The sequence below is a fragment of the Pseudomonas sp. PB106 genome (assembly GCF_009764645.1).
Lineage (GTDB): Bacteria > Pseudomonadota > Gammaproteobacteria > Pseudomonadales > Pseudomonadaceae > Aquipseudomonas.
The window spans coordinates 1-19,996 of sequence record NZ_RWIM01000017.1; the positions used below are offsets into that span (position 1 = coordinate 1).

Here is a 19,996-nt window from a genome sequence, read left to right on the forward strand (position 1 = left end):
TCAGGTCAGGCAGCATCTATGTTGGATGATCCACCGCAATCGCTGGCAAGCCAGCTCCCACAGGGTTTTGTATGGTTTTCGGGAATCCCGGAAAGCACAAAGGGGAGCCGAGGCTCCCCTTTAATTTTGTCGTCGCGTGCTCTTTTTTATTATTGAGGGTCGGTCTGTTGTTGTTTTTGGCAACCGTGGCCCTTTACCGCTGTTTTTGGCGACCCCCATCCGGGGTCAAGAGCAAACGTATTTTTTTGAGCGCTGATCTACTTTCTCGCTAAGCGATCCAACCGATTCGGGAGCTACCTGAGGGTAGTTTTATTGTTCTCTGCCCGGTTGCGGGTCACTCCTGAGAGCACCCTGAAAAGCACACCTTCTCCAAAAAAATCTGTTAGCTGCGTCTCTGCCGTGTTGTTTTTGTTATGTCAGAGTCGGTACGTCTTATTTTTATTGGTTTGCTGCTTTTTATTCTTGTTATGCCATAGAGATAGCATTACGCGTGCCAACTTTTAAAAAAGCTTATAAATCAATGATTTATGATTTTGTAGGATTTTTCTGTCGGGCGAAACCAGACAATTTGTTTCCGTGTTACTCGCTTCAGCCCCACATTCCAGACTCAGCGGTAACACCTTTGCCCCTCACTGCGCGCTACGCGCCTTGGCCACACGCGAACCACTCGGACGACCGAGCACGGCGCTGATCTGCTGACCCGCGGCAATCAAGGCGTCCAGGTCGATTCCAGTCTCGATACCGAGGCCGTTGAGCAGGTACACCACGTCTTCGGTCGCAACGTTACCGCTCGCGCCTTTGGCGTAAGGGCAGCCGCCGAGGCCCGCGATAGAGCTGTCGAACACCGAAATGCCTTCGAGCAGGCTAGCGTAGATGTTGGCCATGGCCTGGCCGTAGGTGTCGTGGAAATGCCCGGCGAGTTTTTCGCGCGGGACCTGCGCCGACACTACTTCAAACAAACGGCGAGTCGCGCCAGCAGTGCCGGTACCGATGGTGTCGCCCAACGACACTTCGTAGCAGCCCATCGCATACAACTCGCGCGCGACCATCGCCACTTGCTCCGGCGCGACCGTGCCTTCGTACGGGCAACCGAGCACACAGGACACGTAACCGCGCACGGTAACGCCGTGCTGTTGCGCCGCTTCCATGATCGGCGCAAACCGCGCCAGGCTCTCGCTGATCGAACAGTTGATGTTGCGCTGCGAGAACGCTTCGGACGCAGCGGCGAACACCGCGACTTCCTTGACCCCGGCGGCGATGGCGTCTTCGAACCCGCGCAGGTTCGGCGCCAGTGCGCCGTAGGTCACGCCAGGTTTGCGCTGGATCTGCGCGAACACCTCGGCGGAACCGGCCATCTGCGGCACCCATTTGGGCGAGACGAAACTGCCGACTTCTATATAGCCAAGGCCTGCGGCGCTGAGGGCGTCGACCAGTTGCACCTTGTCGGCAACGGTGATCGGCTGGGCTTCGTTCTGCAGGCCATCGCGCGGGCCGACTTCGATCAGGCGTACTTGGGTGGGGAGGGACATAGGCTGACCTGCTCAATTTTCTGAGTGATATGAGGGGCCCGTGTGGGAGCGGGCTTGCCCGCGATGGCGTTGGGTCAGTCAACATCAATGCTGGATGTTCCGGCCTCATCGCGGGCAAGCCCGCTCCCACAGGGGAGGAGTCGTGTCGAATTACTGCGCTACTTGCTGGCTCTTGAGGGTTTGTTCAAGCGCCTGCACGCAGCGCTCCTCGGCGGTATCAAGCTCCAGCTTCATCTGTTCGATATCGAGCAACTGCTGCTCAAGCTGTTCGCGGCGTTCGCTGATTTTCGCCAGCATGCTGTTGAGCTGTTTGGTGTTACCGCTGGACGGGTCGTAGAGCTCGATCAGTTCGCGGCATTCAGCCAGGGAGAAGCCGATGCGTTTGCCACGCAGGATCAGCTTCAGGCTGACCTTGTCGCGCGGCGAATAGATGCGTTCCTGGCCACGGCGCTCAGGGCTGAGCAGGCCTTGCTCTTCATAAAAGCGGATCGCCCGGGTGGTGATGTCCAGCTCGCGGGCGAGGTCGGAGATGCTGTAAGTCTGGCTGCTCATGGAAGCGCTCGGAGAAAGGTCTTGGCGCTAAGCTAATGGCGAGTTGACGTTTACGTCAAGCAAGAAAAAGATCGCAGCCCTCGGCAGCTCCTACACCAATCTATGTAGGAGCTGCCGCAGGCTGCGATCTTTTGATCTTTCCTCAAACCACCTGCTTATCCAGCTTCTTCTCCTGCGCCGTTACCTGCTGGCACAACTCGATCATCTGCTCGCGCATCCAGCGGTTCGCCGGATCCTGGTCGGTGCTTTCGTGCCAGTACAGGTGCGTCTCCACCGGTGGCACATCATTCACCGGCAGATTAAACGCCTGCAGCTCATGCCGACGGGCAAAACGCTCCGGCACGGTCATGACCATGTCGGTCTGCTGCATCACCTGCGATGCCATCAGATAGTGCTGCGAACGCAGGGCGATCTTGCGCTGAATGCCCATTTTGCCCAGCGCCAGATCGACATAACCCAGACCACTGCGGCGGCTGGAAATGTGGATGTGGGTCAGCGACAGATAATCATCGAGCGACAGTTTTTCCTTGCCCGCCATCGGATGGCCCCTGCGCATCGCGCAGACGTAACGGTCTTCCATCAGTTTGACGTGACGCACCTGCGGGTCGGTGTTGAGCGGCGCATCCACAGCAAAATCCAGACGCCCGGCGGCCAGCTCTTTCGTGGTCTCGCGGCGTTTGGACAGGAAACTTTCGATGATCACCGTCGGCGCCAGGCGGCGCAGACGCTGGAACAGCGGCGGCAGAATCACCGCTTCAGTGAGGTCGGTCATGCTGATGCGGTAAGTCTTCACCGCTTGCGCCGGGTTGAATATGCGGCTTTCCTGAACCGACACGCGCAGCAGCGACAGCGCGTTACGCACCGGGCCGATGATGTTTTGTGCCATCGGCGTCGGCACCATGCCCTGAGCGGTACGCACGAACAACGGATCGTTGAAGGTTTCGCGCAACCGCGCGAGGGCGTTGGACACCGCTGGCTGAGTGATGCCGACAATCTGCCCGGCACGGGTCAGGTTGGCTTCGGTGTAGATCGCGTCGAAGACGATGAAAAGGTTGAGGTCGACCTTACTCAGATTCATAACGCGGCTTCTCTTGTTATTTAGGGCGGTGTTTTAGGGGCTGGCAATCAGCCGATCATATATCGGTGATGAATGTTTATACACGCCGAGAATAGGCTAGGTAAATTATCGACGCTGTTCTAGCATCGATTGCATGACTGAAACAACCTCTGCCAAAGAACTGCCTTAACCATCGGGAGCTGCTCATGGATTTCGCTTATTCGCCCAAGGTGCAAGAACTGCGTGAGCGCGTGACCGCGTTCATGGACACTTACGTTTATCCGGCCGAAGCCGTGTTCGAGCGTCAGGTTGCCGAAGGCGATCGCTGGCAGCCGACGGCGATCATGGAAGAGCTCAAAGCCAAGGCCAAAGCCGAAGGGTTGTGGAATCTGTTCCTGCCGGAGTCGGAACTGGGCGCCGGCCTGAGCAACCTCGAATACGCGCCATTGGCAGAAATCATGGGCCGCTCCTTGCTCGGGCCTGAGCCGTTCAACTGCTCGGCGCCGGACACCGGCAACATGGAAGTGCTGGTGCGCTACGCCAACGAAGAACAAAAACAGCGCTGGCTCGAACCACTGCTGCGCGGCGAAATCCGCTCGGCGTTCGCCATGACCGAACCGGACGTGGCTTCCTCAGACGCCACCAACATGGCCGCCCGTGCGGTGCGTGATGGCGACGAGTGGGTGATCAACGGCAAGAAATGGTGGACCTCCGGCGCCTGCGATCCGCGCTGCAAGATCCTCATCTTCATGGGCCTGAGCAATCCTGACGCACCGCGCCACGCTCAGCACTCGATGATCCTCGTGCCGGTCGATACCCCTGGCGTGAAAATCGTCCGTCCGCTGCCGGTGTTTGGTTACGACGATGCACCGCACGGTCACGCCGAAGTGCTGTTCGACAACGTGCGTGTGCCGTACGAAAACGTCCTGCTCGGTGAAGGACGCGGCTTTGAAATCGCTCAGGGGCGTCTCGGCCCAGGCCGCATTCACCACTGCATGCGTTCGATCGGCATGGCCGAGCGTGCGCTGGAATTGATGTGCAAACGTTCGGTGAGCCGCACGGCATTCGGCAAACCGCTGGCGCGTCTGGGCGGTAACGTCGACAAGATCGCCGACTCGCGGATGGAGATCGACATGGCCCGTCTGCTGACGCTGAAAGCGGCGTACATGATGGACACCGTCGGCAACAAAGTGGCGAAAAGCGAAATCGCACAGATCAAAGTGGTTGCGCCTAACGTCGCGCTGCGCGTGATCGACCGGGCGATCCAGATGCATGGTGGGGCAGGGGTGTCCAACGATTTCCCGCTGGCCTATATGTACGCGATGCAACGTACCTTGCGCCTGGCCGACGGCCCGGACGAAGTACACCGCGCGGCGATCGGCAAGTTCGAGATCGGCAAATATGTGCCGAAGGAGATGCTGCGTAGTGAGCGCTGATCCGGCACCGCGTTGATCGTTCCCACGCTCTGCGTGGGAATGCATCCCTTGACGCTCTGCGTCACAGTGGACGCGGAGCGTCCATGGCGGCGTTCCCACGCGGAGCGTGGGAACGATCCGGTGATATCAATACACCCAAACCTCAACCCGGCGATTCTTGATCCGCCCCTCATCCGCATTGTTCGCCGCCACCGGCATCAACGCGCCAAACCCTCGAACCTCGCGCAACACCACGCCGTTCTTCACCAACTCCCGCCGCACCGCCATCGCCCGCAGCTTCGACAGCAAATCCGCCCGAGCCGGGTCGTCCTTGGCGTCACCAAACCCCACCAGTGTCACCGCGCGCTCGCGCTTGTCATGCCTCTTTATATAGTCGAGCACCCGCGCCAGATCCTGACGCGCCTTGTTGTCCAGGTTGGCGCTGCCTTCCTCGAAACGGAAGTTCACTGTCAGACGTTGGGCGTGACGGCTGAGGGATTGATACCCCTCGGGCATCAGCGCATTCGGCGCGACGTTCATCGCGTGCACGCTCTGGCTGACAAACCCGTTGGCCGCGACAATCGCCTGGCCCTGACGGCTCTGCGCAAATGTCACGAGTGCCTTGGCCCACGGGTTTGTACTGTCGGGCGGCAGATAAAAGAACAGCCGCCGCGACAATGGATAATCTTCAGTGGCGATCAGGCTGGTGAGCGGCAGCATGGACAGCGAAGCCCCATCGGCAATGGCCACGGCTTTGGCCTGACGCACATACGGTAAGCCGATGAAGCCAATACCCTGCGGATCGCTGCTGACGGCGTCGGACAATTGCTCGCTGGACTCAAACCTTTTCGCAGCACTGCTCAGAGTTTTCCCACGATGAACGAGGACCAGTTCCTTAAACGTGTCGTACGTGCCGGACTGATCATCCCGCGCATATAAATGAATCGCACCGCCACGCCCGCCGAGGTCTTCCCAGGTTTTGACTTCGCCGGCGAAGATCCGCGCCAGTTGCTCGGTGTCCAGTTGCTGCAGCGGATTTTCAGGGTGCAGGATGATCGCCAGGCCATCGATGGCAATCACCTGTTCGGCGGCAGGAGTTTTCAGGTCGCCCAGCGCTTGCAGGCTGAGTAACTCGCTGTCCTTTATTTCGCGGGAAGAGGCAGCCAGATCAGCGCTGGCGTTTTTCAGCGCGGTAAACCCGGTGCTGGAACCGTGGGCGGCGACTTCGATGACCACGCGTTTGCCTTGCGCGGACTGGCCGACAATGCGCTGTTCGTTGGCGGTGTCCGGGGTTTCGCGGTGGATTTTCAGCAGGCCTTGTTCTTGCAGCAAACCTTCCACCAGCGCCGGGCCGAGTTCGGCGCCGATGGTGTTGGAGCCTTGAATGCGCAGCGCCGGGCCGTCGTCCGGCACCGGCAAACCGGCGGCAGACACCGTCAGCCACGCACTCAAGAGAAATACGCACAGAACACGCAGGGTCATGCCGGCACCGAATCAAGCCAAGGGGATTGCCGGGGAGATTAAGTCAGGCGCATGACCGAAAGATGACAGCGATTGAATGTAGGAGTGAGCCTGCTCGCGATGGCGGTGTACCGGTCAACATTTATGTCGACTGATTCACCGCTATCGCGAGCAGGCTCACTCCTACAGGGATTGTTTAAGGCTTGAGATCAGCTGAGTTCAAGCCAGATCGGCGCGTGGTCGGACGGTTTCTCCATCCCGCGCAATTCATAGTCCACACCGGCGGCCTTTACCCGTGGCAGCAAACCATGGGAGGCCAGAATCACGTCAATCCGCAGCCCGCGCTTTGGCTCGTCTTCAAAGCCACGGCTGCGGTAGTCGAACCAGCTGAACATGTCGCTCACGTCCGGGTTGAGGTGGCGATAGCTGTCCGTCAGGCCCCAGTTTTTCAGGCGTGCCATCCACTCGCGTTCTTCCGGCAGGAAGCTGCATTTACCGGTTTTCAGCCAGCGTTTCATGTTGTCCGGGCCGATGCCGATGTCGCAGTCTTCCGGGGAAATGTTCACGTCGCCCATCACCACCAGCGGCTGCTCGTTATTGAACTGGCTTTCCAGCAGCGCTTGCAGATCACTGTAGAAACGCTGTTTGGCCGGGAATTTGGTCGGGTGGTCGCGGCTTTCGCCCTGTGGGAAATAGCCGTTCATGATCGTCACCGGCACGCCATTGGCGTCGGCGAAGCTGCCCCAGATAAAGCGCCGCTGGGCGTCTTCTTCATCGGTGGCGAAACCTTTGTGAATGGCGATCGGTTCCTGACGCGAGAGCATGGCCACGCCGTAGTGACCTTTCTGGCCATGGAAGTACACGTGGTAGCCGAGGGCGCGGACTTCTTCGAGCGGGAATTGGTCGTCGTGGACTTTGGTTTCCTGCAGACCGATGACGTCGGGCTGGTGTTTTTCGATCAGCGCTGCCAGCTGATGCGGACGGGCGCGCAGTCCGTTGATGTTGAAGGAAACGATCTTCATGGTTGGCAGTCCTGGCAAAAGGGCGATGCTAGCTGACATGGGGGAGATGGGCCAGTGTGGGAGAAATCATTTTGGTCTGTGGGATTTTTGTAGCCCCGACGGGCCCTATCGCTGGCAAGCCAGCTCCCACAATGTTCGAGTTGCACACAAGTCCTGTGGGAGCTGGCTTGCCAGCGATGAGGCCCGCCCGGTCGATGAAGATCCAAGCTTGGTCTATACCTGTGGGGAACCACGCCACCCGCAAAAGGTTCGTACCAACAAGAGCGCCGCCATTTGAACGCGCCCCGGGGAGAATCACCGTCATGCCTGAAACCCAGACCGCCATCGCCGACATTCATATGCTCGACCGCGGCTACTCGCGCGAAGCCCGCTCGCTGCTGTATCAGGCCTATCGCCATGAGCCGACTTTTGGCTACCTGTTCGAAGCCGAGCGCCCCGGCTATGAGCAGCGCGTGCGGGCGACGGTGCGGGAACTGGTCAAGCAACACTTTCTGCAGGATCTGCCGGCCATCGGCCTGCTGGTCAACGACCGTCTGATCGGTATCGCCCTGATCGCGCCGCCGCAACGGCGCTTGGGCGTCACCGAAAGTTGGGCGTGGCGATTGCGCATGGTGCTCAGCACCGGTTTCCGCTGCACCCGCCGCTATCTGGAATACCACGATGCGGTCGCCGCCTGCGTGCCCAGCGATTCGGTGCACATGTTGCCGCTGTTGGGGATTCATCCGCAGTTCCAGGGCAAGCACTTCGGTGAGCAACTGCTGACTGCCGTGCACAACTGGTGCGCAGTCGACGAAACCTCGCAAGGCGTGGTGCTCGACACCGGTAATCCGCGTTATCTGGAATTCTATAAAAGGCAGGGTTACGAGGAGATCGGCGAGGTTGCCGTCGGCCCGGTGCGTGAACACGTATTTTTCCACGCCAATCCGCAGGTGTTACAAACTGCAACAGCATAACAATCGAACTTCTGGGGAAATTTCCTGTTCTATCACGCTCCCAAGCCCGTGATAGCATCCGCGCCTATGAAGTTTCCAGGAAGATTTACCAGTGGCGTGCTCCTGCTGTTAACCAGCTGCGCGGCGCTGGCGCAAAGTGAATTGGACGTACGGATCAAACCGTCCAACGATGAACTGAAGGCCAATATAGAGGGCTATATCGGCAGCCTCGGCGATCGCGACGAAGACGCCTTGCTGCGCTTCAGTCGTGGCGCCGAAGAGCAGGCGCGCAAAGCGGCCCAGGCCTTGGGTTATTACCAGCCGCAGATCGAAAGTGACGTCAAGGGCGGCGACAAACCGCGCCTGGTGTTGAAAATCGATCCAGGCGAGCCGATTCGCCTGCGCAACGTGACCATTCGAGTTGACGGCCCGGCGGCTTCCCTCAAATCCTTTCGTGTACCGAAAAGCGACGTGCTCAAGTCCGGCGCGGTGCTCAACCATGGCCGTTACGAAGACGCCAAACGCCTGATTCAGAATCAGGCCTCGCGCTTCGGCTTCTTCAGTGGCCATTTCACCAGCCAGAAACTCTTGGTCGACCCGCGCGCCGGGGTGGCCGACATTGAATTGATCTACGACAGCGGCCCGCGTTATGCGCTGGGCAAAGTCAGTTTCGAGGGCGACACACCGTTCGACGAAGACCTGCTGCAACGCATGGTGCCGTTCAAGGAAGGCGAGCCGTACGACTCCGAGCTGATCGCCGAACTCAATCGCGATCTGCAATCAAGCGGCTATTTCGAAGGCGTGCGTGTCGACGCGGCGCCGACTGCCGCGAAAAACGACGTAATCCCGGTGGACGTCAAACTCGACACGCGCAAACCACGGACCATGGGCTTGGGCCTCGGCTACTCGACCGACGTCGGCCCACGGATCAAGGCCAACTGGACGCGTCACTGGGTCAACCCGCAGGGCGACAGTTATGGCTGGGAAGCCGAACTCTCGGCGCCACGGCAAAACGTCGGGCTGTTCTACGACATCCCGCTCGACCCGCCACTGACCGACAAACTGCGCTGGGCCGGCGGTTATCAATTCGAAGACATCGACGACTCCGACACGCTCAGCAAATTGCTGACCTTCGGCCCGGAATGGCACAGCAAGTTGCCGAGCGGCTGGCAGCGGGTGATCTCGCTGAAATGGCAGCGCGAGGAATATGAACTCGGCGACGATTCGGGCCTGAGTACCTTGCTGATGCCGGGCATCAGTTATTCGTACCTGAAAAGCGACAACCGCATCGACCCGCACAACGGCTATCGCCTGAGCTTCGAAAGCAAAGTCGCAAAAGAAGGCCTCGGCTCGGACAACAACCTTTTATATGGCACCGCGCTGGTCAAAGGCCTGACCACGGTGTTCGACAAGCACCGCTTCCTCGGTCGCGTGCAGGTCGGCGGCAGCGCCACCAACGGCTACAACTCGGTGCCGCCGTCGCTGCGCTTCTTCGCCGGTGGCGATCAGAGCGTACGCGGTTATGACTACCAGAGCCTGTCGCCGAAAAACTCCGACGGCGACCGCATCGGAGGCCGCTACATGGTCGCCGGCAGCGTCGAGTATCAATATTCGATTGCCGAGAAATGGCGCGTGGCGACTTTCGTCGATCAGGGTAACTCCTTCAATAAGCTCGAACTGCCGAACCTCAAGACCGGGGTCGGTATTGGTGTGCGCTGGGTCTCGCCGGTGGGGCCGATCCGCCTCGACCTGGCCCACGCACTCGATGACGATGGCGGCATCCGGCTGCACTTTTCCATGGGGCCTGAGCTGTGAAGCGTGGTTTGAAAATTACAGCACTGGCGCTGTTGGCGCTGGTGTTGTTGATTGTTTTGAGCGTCACCGCCGTACTCGGCACGGCGGCTGGCAGCCGTTGGGTGCTGGGCCTCGTGCCGGGGCTGACGGTGGAGAATTTCCAGGGTCGCCTCGGCGGACAATGGAGCGCCGATCATCTGCTGTGGCAGCAGGACAGCAGTCGCGTCGAACTGAACAAGGCGATTTTCGCCTGGTCGCCGCTGTGCCTGACGCGCATGACCCTGTGCATCGAACAGCTCAAGGCTGATCAAGTTATCCTGCAATTCCCGCCGAGTGAAGAAACCACCGAGAGTGGCCCGATCAAACTGCCGGATCTGCAATTGCCCGTGGCCATCGAATTGGGCGACGTGCAGGTCGGCAGCCTGTTGTTCAACGGCAGCGAGCAGCTCAAGGGCTTGCAACTGGCGGCGCACTGGACTGCCCAAGGCATGCAAATCGACAGCGTGAAATTGCAGCGCGGCGACCTCAGCCTGAACCTGTCCGGCACCCTCGCACCAACCGGCAACTGGCCGCTGAACATGGCCGGTAATCTGACGTTGCCATCGCTGGGCACCGATCCGTGGACGCTGGCGTTGAAGGTCGACGGTGATCTGTTGAAAACCCTCAACCTGCACGCCGACAGCCGGGGTTACCTCGACGGCCAGTTGAGCGGCGAGCTGCAACCGTTGGCGGAAAATCTGCCGGCCAAGGTGCGCATTACGTCCGAGGCGTTCAAACCAAGCGCCGATCTGCCGGACACCCTGCAACTCAATCAACTGGTGCTGACCGCTGAAGGCGATCTGAAAAACGGTTACCAGCTCAACGGCAATGCCACGCTGCCCGCCGATAAAGGCCCGGTGGCGCTGCTGCTCAAAGGCAAGGTCGACGCCAGCGGCGCGCAGATCGCTGGTCTTGATCTGACCGCCAACGATAAACAAAGCCTCAAACTCACTGGCAGCGTCGATTGGAGCAAAGGCCTCAGCGCGCAAGCCAACATCAATTGGCAGGACTTTCCGTGGCATCGACTCTATAACGAAATCGACGAGCCGCAGGTCGCCTTACGCACCTTCACTGGCGAAGTCTCCTACACCGACGGTCAATACCTCGGTAACTTCGACGCCGCACTGGATGGTCCGGCCGGGGCGTTTACCCTGAGCAGTCCGTTCAGCGGCAGCCTTAAACAGATCGCGTTGCCGCAACTGAAAATGCAAGCCGGGCAGGGCAAGGCTGAAGGTCACGTCAACGTACAGTTTGCCGACGGCATCGCTTGGGATACCGCGCTGGATCTGTCGGCGCTGAACCCGGCGTACTGGGTCGCCGAATTGCCGGGGACGTTGGCCGGGCCGCTGAAAAGCCAAGGCGAAATGAAGAATGAACGCCTGAGCCTGACCGCCGATCTCGACCTCAAAGGCAAACTGCGCGGGCAACCGGCCATCCTGCAAGCCAAGGCCGACGGCGCTGGCGAGCAATGGAACCTGAATGCCCTGCAAATCCGCCTCGGCGACAACAGCATCAGCGGCAAGGGCAGCCTGCAACAGAAACTCACCGGGCAGATCGACATCAAGTTGTCGCGACTGGCGCAGCTCTGGCCGCAACTGCGCGGGCAGGTCAACGGTCAGGTCAACGTCGCCGGCACGTTGAAGGCACCGCAGGGCAAGCTCGGTCTGCAAGGCTCGCAACTGGCGTTCCAGGACAATCGTCTGCAAAGCCTCAATCTCGACGCGACCCTAGACAGTGCGCAACGGGCGAAAATCGATCTGAAGGGCAGCGGCATTCAGGCCGGCGACACCTCGCTGGGCACGCTGACCGCCAGCGCTCAGGGCGATATCAAAAGCCAGAAACTCAACCTCGACCTGATTGGCCCGCAGTTGAAACTCGCCTTGGGTCTGGATGGCAATCTGGACAAGGGCAACTGGCGCGGGCGCTTGGCCAGCGGCGATATTCAGGCCGGTGGCCAAGACTGGAAACTGCAGAATCCAGCCAAGCTTGAGCGTCTGGCGGACGGCAAAATCAACTTCGGCGCGCATTGCTGGATGTCCGGCAGCGCCAGCCTGTGCGGTGAAGATCAGCGACTGATGCCCGAGCCGAGACTGCGCTACCACCTCAGGCAGTTCCCGATCGAAAGCCTGGCGCAATGGCTGCCGAAAGATTTCGCCTGGAAAGGTAAGCTCAACGCCGATCTGCAACTGGATCTGCCGGCCAGCGGCCCCAACGGCGTGGTCAGTGTCGACGCCAGCGGTGGCACTTTGCGCATGAAGGACAAGGATCAGTGGCTGGACTTCCCCTACCAGACACTCAAACTGACCAGCAAACTCACACCGAAGCGTGTCGACACCGAACTCAATTTCGTCGGCGGCAAACTCGGCGAATTGATGGTGCAGGCGCAGCTCAACCCGTTGCCGAAGAACAAACCGCTGAGCGGCTCGTTCCGGCTCAGCGGACTGGACCTGTCGGTGGCGCGGCCGTTTGTGCCGATGGTCGAGAAGCTCACTGGGCGCCTCAACGGCAGCGGCACGATCTCCGGTGGATTGCTGGCGCCGCTGGTCAACGGCACGGTGCAACTCAGCGACGGCGAAGTGTCCGGTGCCGAGTTGCCGATGGAACTGCAGAATCTGCAACTCACCGCTGTGATTGCCGGCGAATCGGTACGCCTCGACGGCGGCTGGAAAAGCGGCAAGAGCGGGCAGGGCAGTCTGAACGGCAACGTCGCTTGGGGTCAGGCGCTGGCGGTTGATCTGGCGCTCAAGGGCACGCAATTGCCGGTCACCGTTGAACCGTACGCCAAGCTGGAAGTGGCGCCGGATCTGAAGATTTCCATGGCCGGCGATGAGCTGAAAATTGCCGGTAAAGTGCTGGTGCCCAAAGGCGAGATCACCGTGCGCGAACTGCCGCCATCGACGGTGAAAGTCTCCGATGACACGATCATCGTCGGCGCGCAGACCGAAGAGGGCAAACCGCCGATGGCCATGAAAATGGACATCGACGTGGTGGTCGGCGACGACAAACTGGCCTTCGCCGGTTTCGGTCTGACCGCCAACGTGCAAGGCCATGTGCACATTGGCGACAACATGGACACCCGTGGCGAGCTGTGGCTCAACGATGGCCGCTACAGTGCCTACGGCCAGCGCCTGCAAGTGCGGCGTGCGCGCCTGCTGTTTGCCGGGCCGATCGATCAGCCGTATCTGGACATCGAAGCGATTCGCCAGACCGACGACGTGATCGCCGGTATTCGCCTGAGCGGCAGCGCCGAGCAGCCGACCACGCAGATCTTCTCCGAACCGGCGATGAGCCAGGAGCAGGCCTTGTCCTATCTGGTGCTGGGCCGTCCGCTGAGTACCAGCGGCGAAGACAACAACATGCTCGCGCAAGCGGCGTTGGGTCTGGGCTTGATGGGCAGTTCCGGGGTCACCAGCGGTCTGGCCAAGGATCTCGGCATTCAGGACTTCCAGCTCGACACCGCAGGCAGCGGCGATGCCACCAGTGTGGTGGCCAGCGGCAATATTACCGAGAAGCTCAGTTTGCGTTATGGCGTCGGCGTGTTTGAACCGGCCAGCACCATTGCGCTGCGTTACAAGCTGAGCAAGAAGGTGTATGTCGAGGCGGCGAGTGGCGTCGCGAGTTCGCTGGATATCTTCTACAAGCGCGATTTCTAGAGCGCGCTTCCTCCTAAACCGAGTCGCTGCCATCGCTGGCAAGCCAGCTCCCACAGGTTTCCCTGGTGTACATGAATGTTGTGTACGGCATGAACCCTGTGGGAGCTGGTTTGTTAGCGATGGCGTCCGCCTGTGCGCCGCGAAAAACCCACTCCACTGGTCAACTAATTACCAAGCAACCTAACTATTTCGTTGACATTCGCTGCCTAGGCAGTAACATCTCGACATACATTCACTGCCTAGGCAGTTATTAGGTGAGCACATGAAGCATTTCACCCCGGACGAATTCAAACATTGCCATCTCGGCCTGTTGCTTGGCCGTGCTGCGCTGCTCAAGGACCGGATCATCGACACCCACATGGAACCCCACGGCATCACTGCCGCGCAGTTCAAGGTGTTGATCATCATGGCCCAGTACGGCGTCGATACCCCGGCCGAACTGTGCCGGCATCTGTCGCTCGACAGCGGTTCGATGACACGCATGCTTGATCGTCTGGAGCAGAAAGGTTTTCTGGCTCGCCAACGCAGCGAAGGCGATCGCCGTCAGGTGCAACTGAAACTGACTGAACAAGGCCAGCAACTGGCCGGTCGCCTGCCGCACATCGGCGCCGATGCAATGAATGAACTGGCCGGCGCCGTCACTTCGGACGAGTTGAAGACCCTGGAATACATCCTCAAGAAAATCCTGCTGGCAGCCGGTGACCCGATCACGATCCAGCGGTTAGGTGAGCACAATGAACGCTAAAACCTTGCGCAGCAGCCTGACCCTGGTGCTGTCGGCGATGATCCTCGCCGGTTGCGCCAACTACAGCGGCCTCGACACTCAGGGCAAAAACCTTGACGCGGCGAGCCTGAAAACCGGCCAATCCCTCAACGGCGTGATCCTGTCGCCGGCCGCTTGGCCGAAAAGCGATTGGTGGACCAGCCTCGGCGATCCGCAACTCGACGGCTTGATCCGCGAAGCCCTGCACGACAGCCCGGACATGCAGATCGCTGCAGCCCGCGCCCATCAGGCCAGCGCCGCTGCCTATGCCGCCGATGCCGCGCGCTATCCGACCCTCGACGCCAGCGCCGGCATCAGCCGTTCGCGCCTGGCCAAGGATCAGGACCCGCTGGGGCAGGGCGATGCCTATGCCACCGTGCGTAATGTCAGTGCCGGTTTCAATTACAACTTCGACCTGTGGGGCGGCCAGCGTGATGCGTGGGAAGCTGCACTCGGTCAGGCCCGCGCCGCTGAAGTCGACCGTCAGGCGGCACAGCTGACCCTCGCCGCCGACGTCGCCCGTGCCTACAGCGATCTCGGTCAGGCGCACATCGTTTATGACTTGGCCAACGACGACCTCAAGCGCACCAAGCAAATGCTCGACCTGAGCCAGCGTCGTCTGAGCTCCGGGATCGACAGCCAGTACCAGTTCCAGCAAACCCAGAGTCTGGAAGCCAGTTCCGAAGCCAGCCTGATCGACGCGGAAAAACGTCTGAACAGCGCCAAAATTGCCTTGGCCGTGCTGCTTGGCAAAGGCCCGGATCGCGGCAACGAAATTGCCCGGCCGAAAGTCCTGCAGGCCAGCGCTGTCGCCGTGCCGTCGGTGCTGCCGGCAGAACTGCTCGGTCGGCGCCCGGATCTGGTCGCGGCGCGCTGGCGCGTCGAAGCTGCAAGCAAAGACATTGATTCGGCGAAAACCCAGTTCTATCCGAACTTGAACCTGTCGGCTTCCGCCGGTGCCGAATCCTTGTTGGGTGACGCGATGTTCGGTTCGGCCAGTCGCTTCTTCAACATTGCCCCGACCATTTCGGTGCCGATCTTCGACGGCGGACGCCTGCGCGCCAACCTCGGTGCCCGCGATGCCGATTACGATCTGGCGGTGGCGCAGTACAACAAAAGCCTGGTGAAAGCACTGGGCGATGTCAGCGACACGATTAACCAGTTGCGTGACATCGGCCGGCAGATCGGTGCGCAGCAACACGCCACCGAGATTGCTCAGGATTCTTACAACACCGTCGTCCAGCGTTACGGTTCCGGCATCGGCAACTACCTGGACGTGCTCAGCATCGAGCAGCAATTGCTGCAGGCCCAGCGTCAGTTGGCCAACCTCAATGCCGAGCAGATCGACCTGTCGATTCAACTGATGCAAGCGCTGGGCGGCGGCTTTCAGGGGCAGACCCTGACCGCAGCCAACGCCACCCCAGCCACGTCGCACAACTAATTCAGGTATTTGTCATGGCCACTGCCGAAAACACTCAAGCTCAAGACAACACGCCCGACAACGGCAACCCGCGCAAACGCAAAGTGATGCTGTTGGTGCTGGCCGTTGTCGTCCTGCTCGCCGGCGCCGGCGTCTGGGCGTATCACGAATTCATCGGACGCTTTAACGAGAGCACTGACGACGCCTACGTCAACGGTAACGTCGTCGAAATCACCCCGCTGGTGACCGGCACCGTGGTCAGCATCGGTGCTGACGACGGTGATCTGGTTCACGAAGGCCAGGTGCTGATCAACTTCGACCCGAACGACGCCGCAGTCGGTCTGCAAAGCGCTCAGGCGAAACTGGCACGCACCGTGCGTCAGGTGCGCGGTTTGTACAGCAACGTTGACGGCATGAAAGCCCAGGTCAACGCGCAACAGGCCGAAGTGCAGAAAGCCCAGGACAACTACAACCGCCGGAAAAACCTGGCGCAGGGCGGGGCGATTTCCCAGGAAGAGCTGTCCCACGCTCGAGACGACCTGACCTCGGCGCAAAACGCCTTGGCCAACGCCAAACAGCAACTGAAAACCACCAGCGCGCTGGTCGATGACACCGTGGTGTCGTCGCATCCGGACGTGATGTCGGCCGCCGCCGATCTGCGTCAGGCGTACCTGACCAATGCCCGCAGCACCTTGATCGCGCCGGTCACTGGCTACGTCGCCAAGCGCACCGTGCAACTCGGCCAGCGCGTGCAACCGGGCACAGCGTTGATGGCGGTGATTCCACTGGATCAACTGTGGATCGACGCCAACTTCAAGGAAACCCAACTGCGTGACATGCGCATCGGTCAGCCGGTCGATATCGAGTCCGACATCTACGGCAGCGACGTGAAATACAGCGGCACCGTCGACAGCCTCGGCGCCGGTACGGGTAGCGCGTTTGCTCTGCTGCCAGCGCAGAACGCCACCGGTAACTGGATCAAGATCGTGCAGCGTGTGCCGGTGCGGATTCACATCAACGCCGAGGAACTGGCCAAGCATCCGCTGCGTGTCGGCCTGTCGACCAATGTTGAAGTGAACCTGCACGACCAGAGCGGCCCGGTATTGGCGCAGCAGCCTCCACAGAAAGCGTCGTTCAGCACCAACGTCTACGACCGCCAACTGGCCGAAGCCGACGCGATGATTGCGCAGCTGATTCACGACAACAGCGCTGCGGCGAGCAAAACCGCGCAACGCTGACCTGCACTGACCTTGTAGGAGTGAGCCTGCTCGCGATAACGGTGTATCAGTCTAGGAAATTGGGTCTGACACACCGCTATCGCGAGCAGGCTCACTCCTACAGGGCTGCGGCGACTATCAGGTTTCATAGGATTCACAATGAGCAATAACGCCTCTTTCACGCCGCCCAGCCTGTTGCTCAGCACCATCGGCCTGTCGCTGGCGACATTCATGCAAGTGCTCGACACCACCATCGCCAACGTGGCGCTGCCGACGATTTCCGGCAACCTCGGGGTGAGTTCGGAGCAGGGCACCTGGGTGATCACCTCGTTCGCCGTGAGCAACGCGATTGCGCTGCCGCTGACCGGTTGGCTCAGCCGCCGTTTCGGCGAGGTGAAGCTGTTTTTATGGGCCACGATTTTGTTCGTGCTGGCCTCGTTTCTCTGCGGTATCTCGACGTCGATGCCGGAACTGATCGGTTTCCGCGTGTTGCAAGGTCTGGTCGCCGGGCCGTTGTACCCGATGACGCAAACCCTGTTGATTGCGGTGTATCCGCCCGCCAAGCGAGGCATGGCCCTCGCGTTACTGGCGATGGTCACGGTGGTCGCGCCGATTGCCGGTCCCATTCTCGGCGGCTGGATTACCGACAGCTATAGCTGGCCGTGGATCTTCTTCATCAACGTGCCGATCGGCATCTTTGCGGTGATGGTCGTGCGTTCGCAGCTGGCCAAACGTCCGGTGGTGACCAGCCGTCAGCCGATGGATTACGTCGGTCTGATCACGCTGATCATTGGCGTCGGCGCCTTGCAGGTGATCCTCGACAAGGGCAATGACCTCGACTGGTTCGAATCGAACTTCATCATCGTCGGCGCGGCGATTTCGGTGATCGCGCTGGCGGTGTTCGTGATCTGGGAAATGACCGACCGCCATCCGGTGGTCAATCTGCGCCTGTTCGCCTACCGCAACTTCCGCATCGGTACGCTTGTGCTGGTGTTGGGCTACGCCGGGTTCTTCGGCATCAACCTGATCCTGCCGCAGTGGTTGCAGACGCAAATGGGCTACACCGCGACCTGGGCCGGTCTGGCCGTGGCGCCGATCGGCATTCTGCCAGTGTTGCTGTCGCCGTTTGTCGGCAAGTACGCGCACAAGTTCGACTTGCGTTTACTCGCCGGGATCGCGTTCCTGGCGATTGGCCTGAGCTGCTTCATGCGCGCCGAATTCACCAACGAAGTGGACTTCCAGCACATCGCGCTGGTGCAACTGTTCATGGGCATTGGCGTGGCGCTGTTCTTCATGCCGACCCTGAGCATCCTGATGTCGGACTTGCCGCCGAACCAGATCGCCGATGGCGCCGGTCTTGCGACGTTCCTGCGGACGTTGGGCGGTAGCTTTGCGGCGTCGTTGACCACGTGGATCTGGATTCGTCGGGCCGATCAGCATCATGCGTACATGAGCGAAAGCATCAGCACCTTTGAACCGGCGACGCGCGAGACCTTGAATCATTTGGGCGGGGCGAGCCAATCGGCTTATGCGCAGATGGATCAGATCCTGACGAGCCAGGCGTACATGCTCTCCACCGTGGATTACTTCACGCTGCTGGGCTGGGGCTTTATGGGGTTGATTCTGATTGTGTGGCTGGCGAAGCCACCGTTTGCCGCCAAGGCAGGGCCAGCCGCCAGCGGTCACTGATCCCGCAGGACGTTCCCACGCTCTGCGTGGGAATGCCTCAACGGACGCTCTGCGTTCGGCTCTGGATGGGACGCGGAGCGTCCCGGGCTGCATTCCCACGCGGAGCGTGGGAACGATCATGCGCTCGGGGCGGGGAGGGCTGGCGGCGGGGCGAAATCGAACGGCGCCAAGGCATACCCGCTCTCATCCACCTGCAACGCCCAACCTTGTCGATCCCAATCCCCCAGCACAATCCGCTTCGCCGCTTGTTCACCAATCTGCAACTTGTGGATCGCCGGGCGATGGGTGTGCCCGTGAATCAGGGTTTTCACGCCAAATTCCTGCATGATCCGCGGAATCTCCTCCGGCGTGACATCGACAATGTCATTGGCCTTCATCCGCGTCTGTGCACGGCTCTCGCTGCGCAGTTTGCGCGCCAGTTTATGGCGGCTGTTCAGCGGCAGATTGCGCAGGATAAACAGGGTGAGCGGGTTGCGCAGATAGCGCCGCAGCTTCATATAGCCAACGTCGCGGGTGCAGAGGCTGTCGCCGTGCATCAACAGCACCGGCTCGCCGTAAAACTGCACGACACTCGGGTCCTTCAACAACGTACAGCCGGCCTGCTTGCAGAAGGCCTTGCCGAGCATGAAGTCGCGATTGCCGTGCATCAGAAAAATCGCCGTGCCGCTGTCGCTCAAATCGCGCAGGGCTTGGCAGATGGAGCGCTGGAAGGGCGTCATGGCGTCGTCGCCAATCCACGCTTCGAAGAAGTCGCCGAGAATGTACAACGCACTCGCCGAGCGGGCGCGTCCGGCGAGCAAATCCAGAAACGCCCGGGTGATGTCCGGGCGCTCCTCTTCCAGATGCAAGTCTGAAATCAGCAATATCACGCTTCGATGATCTCGGCTTTCTCGATGATCACGTCGTCTGCTGGTACGTCCTGGTGGCCGGCCTTGGAAGTGGTCGAAACACCTTTGATCTTGTCGACAACTTCAGTGCCGGCGGTGACTTTACCGAATACCGCGTAGCCCCAGCCCTGAGTGTTCTTGCCGCTGTGGTTGAGGAAGGTGTTGTCGGCAACGTTGATGAAGAACTGCGCGGAAGCCGAATGCGGCTCCATGGTGCGAGCCATGGCAACGGTGTACTTCTCGTTGGAAAGACCGTTGTCGGCTTCGTTCTGGATGCTTGGACGCTTGTCTTTCTTTTCCTTCATGCCTGGCTCGAAACCGCCGCCCTGGATCATGAAGTTACCGATGACACGGTGGAAAACGGTGTTTTCGTAGTGACCGGCTTTGACGTATTCGATGAAGTTGGCGACGGTGATCGGCGCCTTGTCAGCGTTCAGTTCGATGACGATGTCGCCATGATTGGTGGTCAATTTAACTTGAGTCATGATCGCTACTCTTTATTAGGAATTCGTGGTTCTGGGACATTCAGCCCCACAACCGGTTCAGCCTGCATCGGCCAAGGTGCG

At 60.1% G+C, this 19,996-nt stretch carries 15 protein-coding genes; 8 read left to right on the plus strand and 7 right to left on the minus strand.

What is annotated here, in order from left to right:
* Positions 1 to 629 precede the first annotated feature (629 nt).
* From EJA71_RS02845 to EJA71_RS02855, 3 genes are all read right to left on the minus strand, one after another.
* The gene (locus EJA71_RS02845) at positions 630 to 1,529 is read right to left on the minus strand and encodes a hydroxymethylglutaryl-CoA lyase (RefSeq protein WP_158954130.1); all 900 of its coding nucleotides are present in this window, start codon (positions 1,527 to 1,529) and stop codon (positions 630 to 632) included.
* A 150-nt stretch (positions 1,530 to 1,679) separates the two neighbouring features.
* Positions 1,680 to 2,081 (minus strand): MerR family DNA-binding transcriptional regulator, encoded by a 402-nt coding sequence (locus EJA71_RS02850; RefSeq protein WP_007951507.1) that lies wholly within the window; start codon positions 2,079 to 2,081, stop codon positions 1,680 to 1,682.
* 142 nt (positions 2,082 to 2,223) lie between these two features.
* Positions 2,224 to 3,159 carry a LysR family transcriptional regulator gene (locus EJA71_RS02855; RefSeq protein WP_158954131.1) on the minus strand — a complete coding sequence of 312 codons (936 nt, stop codon included), beginning with the start codon at positions 3,157 to 3,159 and terminating at the stop codon, positions 2,224 to 2,226.
* 185 nt (positions 3,160 to 3,344) lie between these two features.
* Here EJA71_RS02855 and EJA71_RS02860 point away from each other — a divergent pair, with 185 nt between their 5' ends.
* Positions 3,345 to 4,574, plus strand: a complete 1,230-nt coding sequence (locus tag EJA71_RS02860; RefSeq protein WP_158954132.1) for an acyl-CoA dehydrogenase — start codon at positions 3,345 to 3,347, stop codon at positions 4,572 to 4,574.
* 126 nt (positions 4,575 to 4,700) lie between these two features.
* Here EJA71_RS02860 and EJA71_RS02865 read toward each other — a convergent pair whose 3' ends face one another.
* Together EJA71_RS02865 and xthA are read right to left on the minus strand one after the other, a co-directional pair.
* Positions 4,701 to 6,035, minus strand: a complete 1,335-nt coding sequence (locus tag EJA71_RS02865; protein ID WP_158954133.1) for a substrate-binding domain-containing protein — start codon at positions 6,033 to 6,035, stop codon at positions 4,701 to 4,703.
* A 188-nt stretch (positions 6,036 to 6,223) separates the two neighbouring features.
* Positions 6,224 to 7,036 (minus strand): exodeoxyribonuclease III, encoded by an 813-nt coding sequence (gene xthA / locus EJA71_RS02870; protein WP_158954135.1) that lies wholly within the window; start codon positions 7,034 to 7,036, stop codon positions 6,224 to 6,226.
* A 302-nt stretch (positions 7,037 to 7,338) separates the two neighbouring features.
* On the opposite strand from xthA, the gene EJA71_RS02875 reads away from it, so the two are divergent.
* The 7 genes from EJA71_RS02875 to EJA71_RS02905 all read left to right on the plus strand — a co-directional run bounded on the left by EJA71_RS02875 (position 7,339) and on the right by EJA71_RS02905 (position 18,543).
* Entirely contained in the window at positions 7,339 to 7,989 is a 651-nt protein-coding gene (locus EJA71_RS02875) for an N-acetyltransferase (RefSeq protein ID WP_158954137.1), read from the plus strand.
* A 66-nt stretch (positions 7,990 to 8,055) separates the two neighbouring features.
* Positions 8,056 to 9,783 (plus strand): autotransporter assembly complex family protein, encoded by a 1,728-nt coding sequence (locus EJA71_RS02880; RefSeq protein ID WP_158954139.1) that lies wholly within the window; start codon positions 8,056 to 8,058, stop codon positions 9,781 to 9,783.
* A complete protein-coding gene (locus tag EJA71_RS02885; protein WP_158954141.1) occupies positions 9,780 to 13,454 on the plus strand; it encodes a translocation/assembly module TamB domain-containing protein in 3,675 nt (1,224 codons plus the stop codon). The genes EJA71_RS02880 and EJA71_RS02885 overlap by 4 nt, the downstream gene beginning before the upstream one ends.
* A 262-nt stretch (positions 13,455 to 13,716) precedes the next feature.
* A complete protein-coding gene (locus EJA71_RS02890; RefSeq protein WP_158954143.1) occupies positions 13,717 to 14,199 on the plus strand; it encodes a MarR family winged helix-turn-helix transcriptional regulator in 483 nt (160 codons plus the stop codon).
* The gene (locus EJA71_RS02895; RefSeq protein WP_158954145.1) at positions 14,189 to 15,658 is read left to right on the plus strand and encodes an efflux transporter outer membrane subunit; all 1,470 of its coding nucleotides are present in this window, start codon (positions 14,189 to 14,191) and stop codon (positions 15,656 to 15,658) included. The genes EJA71_RS02890 and EJA71_RS02895 overlap by 11 nt, the downstream gene beginning before the upstream one ends.
* 14 nt (positions 15,659 to 15,672) lie before the next feature.
* Positions 15,673 to 16,875, plus strand: a complete 1,203-nt coding sequence (locus tag EJA71_RS02900; RefSeq protein ID WP_158954147.1) for an efflux RND transporter periplasmic adaptor subunit — start codon at positions 15,673 to 15,675, stop codon at positions 16,873 to 16,875.
* A gap of 138 nt (positions 16,876 to 17,013) precedes the next feature.
* Positions 17,014 to 18,543: a DHA2 family efflux MFS transporter permease subunit gene (locus tag EJA71_RS02905; RefSeq protein ID WP_158954149.1), complete on the plus strand. Its 1,530-nt coding sequence runs from the start codon at positions 17,014 to 17,016 to the stop codon at positions 18,541 to 18,543.
* A 116-nt stretch (positions 18,544 to 18,659) separates the two neighbouring features.
* Here the strand turns inward: EJA71_RS02905 and lpxH are convergent, their stop codons facing one another.
* Entirely contained in the window at positions 18,660 to 19,412 is a 753-nt protein-coding gene (lpxH, locus tag EJA71_RS02910; protein ID WP_158954151.1) for a UDP-2,3-diacylglucosamine diphosphatase, read from the minus strand.
* Complete coding sequence (locus tag EJA71_RS02915) at positions 19,409 to 19,915, minus strand: peptidylprolyl isomerase (protein ID WP_158954153.1); 507 nt, start codon at positions 19,913 to 19,915, stop codon at positions 19,409 to 19,411. The genes lpxH and EJA71_RS02915 overlap by 4 nt, the downstream gene beginning before the upstream one ends.
* Positions 19,916 to 19,996 lie beyond the last annotated feature (81 nt).

Bases quoted from the DNA above. Each gene is read 5' to 3' on its own strand.
- EJA71_RS02845 (WP_158954130.1), bottom strand. From the start codon at position 1,529: ATGTCCCTCCCCACCCAAGTACGCCTGATCGAAGTCGGCCCGCGCGAT.
- EJA71_RS02850 (WP_007951507.1), bottom strand. From the start codon at position 2,081: ATGAGCAGCCAGACTTACAGCATCTCCGACCTCGCCCGCGAGCTGGAC.
- EJA71_RS02855 (WP_158954131.1), bottom strand. From the start codon at position 3,159: ATGAATCTGAGTAAGGTCGACCTCAACCTTTTCATCGTCTTCGACGCG.
- EJA71_RS02860 (WP_158954132.1), top strand. From the start codon at position 3,345: ATGGATTTCGCTTATTCGCCCAAGGTGCAAGAACTGCGTGAGCGCGTG.
- EJA71_RS02865 (WP_158954133.1), bottom strand. From the start codon at position 6,035: ATGACCCTGCGTGTTCTGTGCGTATTTCTCTTGAGTGCGTGGCTGACG.
- xthA (WP_158954135.1), bottom strand. From the start codon at position 7,036: ATGAAGATCGTTTCCTTCAACATCAACGGACTGCGCGCCCGTCCGCAT.
- EJA71_RS02875 (WP_158954137.1), top strand. From the start codon at position 7,339: ATGCCTGAAACCCAGACCGCCATCGCCGACATTCATATGCTCGACCGC.
- EJA71_RS02880 (WP_158954139.1), top strand. From the start codon at position 8,056: ATGAAGTTTCCAGGAAGATTTACCAGTGGCGTGCTCCTGCTGTTAACC.
- EJA71_RS02890 (WP_158954143.1), top strand. From the start codon at position 13,717: ATGAAGCATTTCACCCCGGACGAATTCAAACATTGCCATCTCGGCCTG.
- EJA71_RS02895 (WP_158954145.1), top strand. From the start codon at position 14,189: ATGAACGCTAAAACCTTGCGCAGCAGCCTGACCCTGGTGCTGTCGGCG.
- EJA71_RS02900 (WP_158954147.1), top strand. From the start codon at position 15,673: ATGGCCACTGCCGAAAACACTCAAGCTCAAGACAACACGCCCGACAAC.
- EJA71_RS02905 (WP_158954149.1), top strand. From the start codon at position 17,014: ATGAGCAATAACGCCTCTTTCACGCCGCCCAGCCTGTTGCTCAGCACC.
- EJA71_RS02915 (WP_158954153.1), bottom strand. From the start codon at position 19,915: ATGACTCAAGTTAAATTGACCACCAATCATGGCGACATCGTCATCGAA.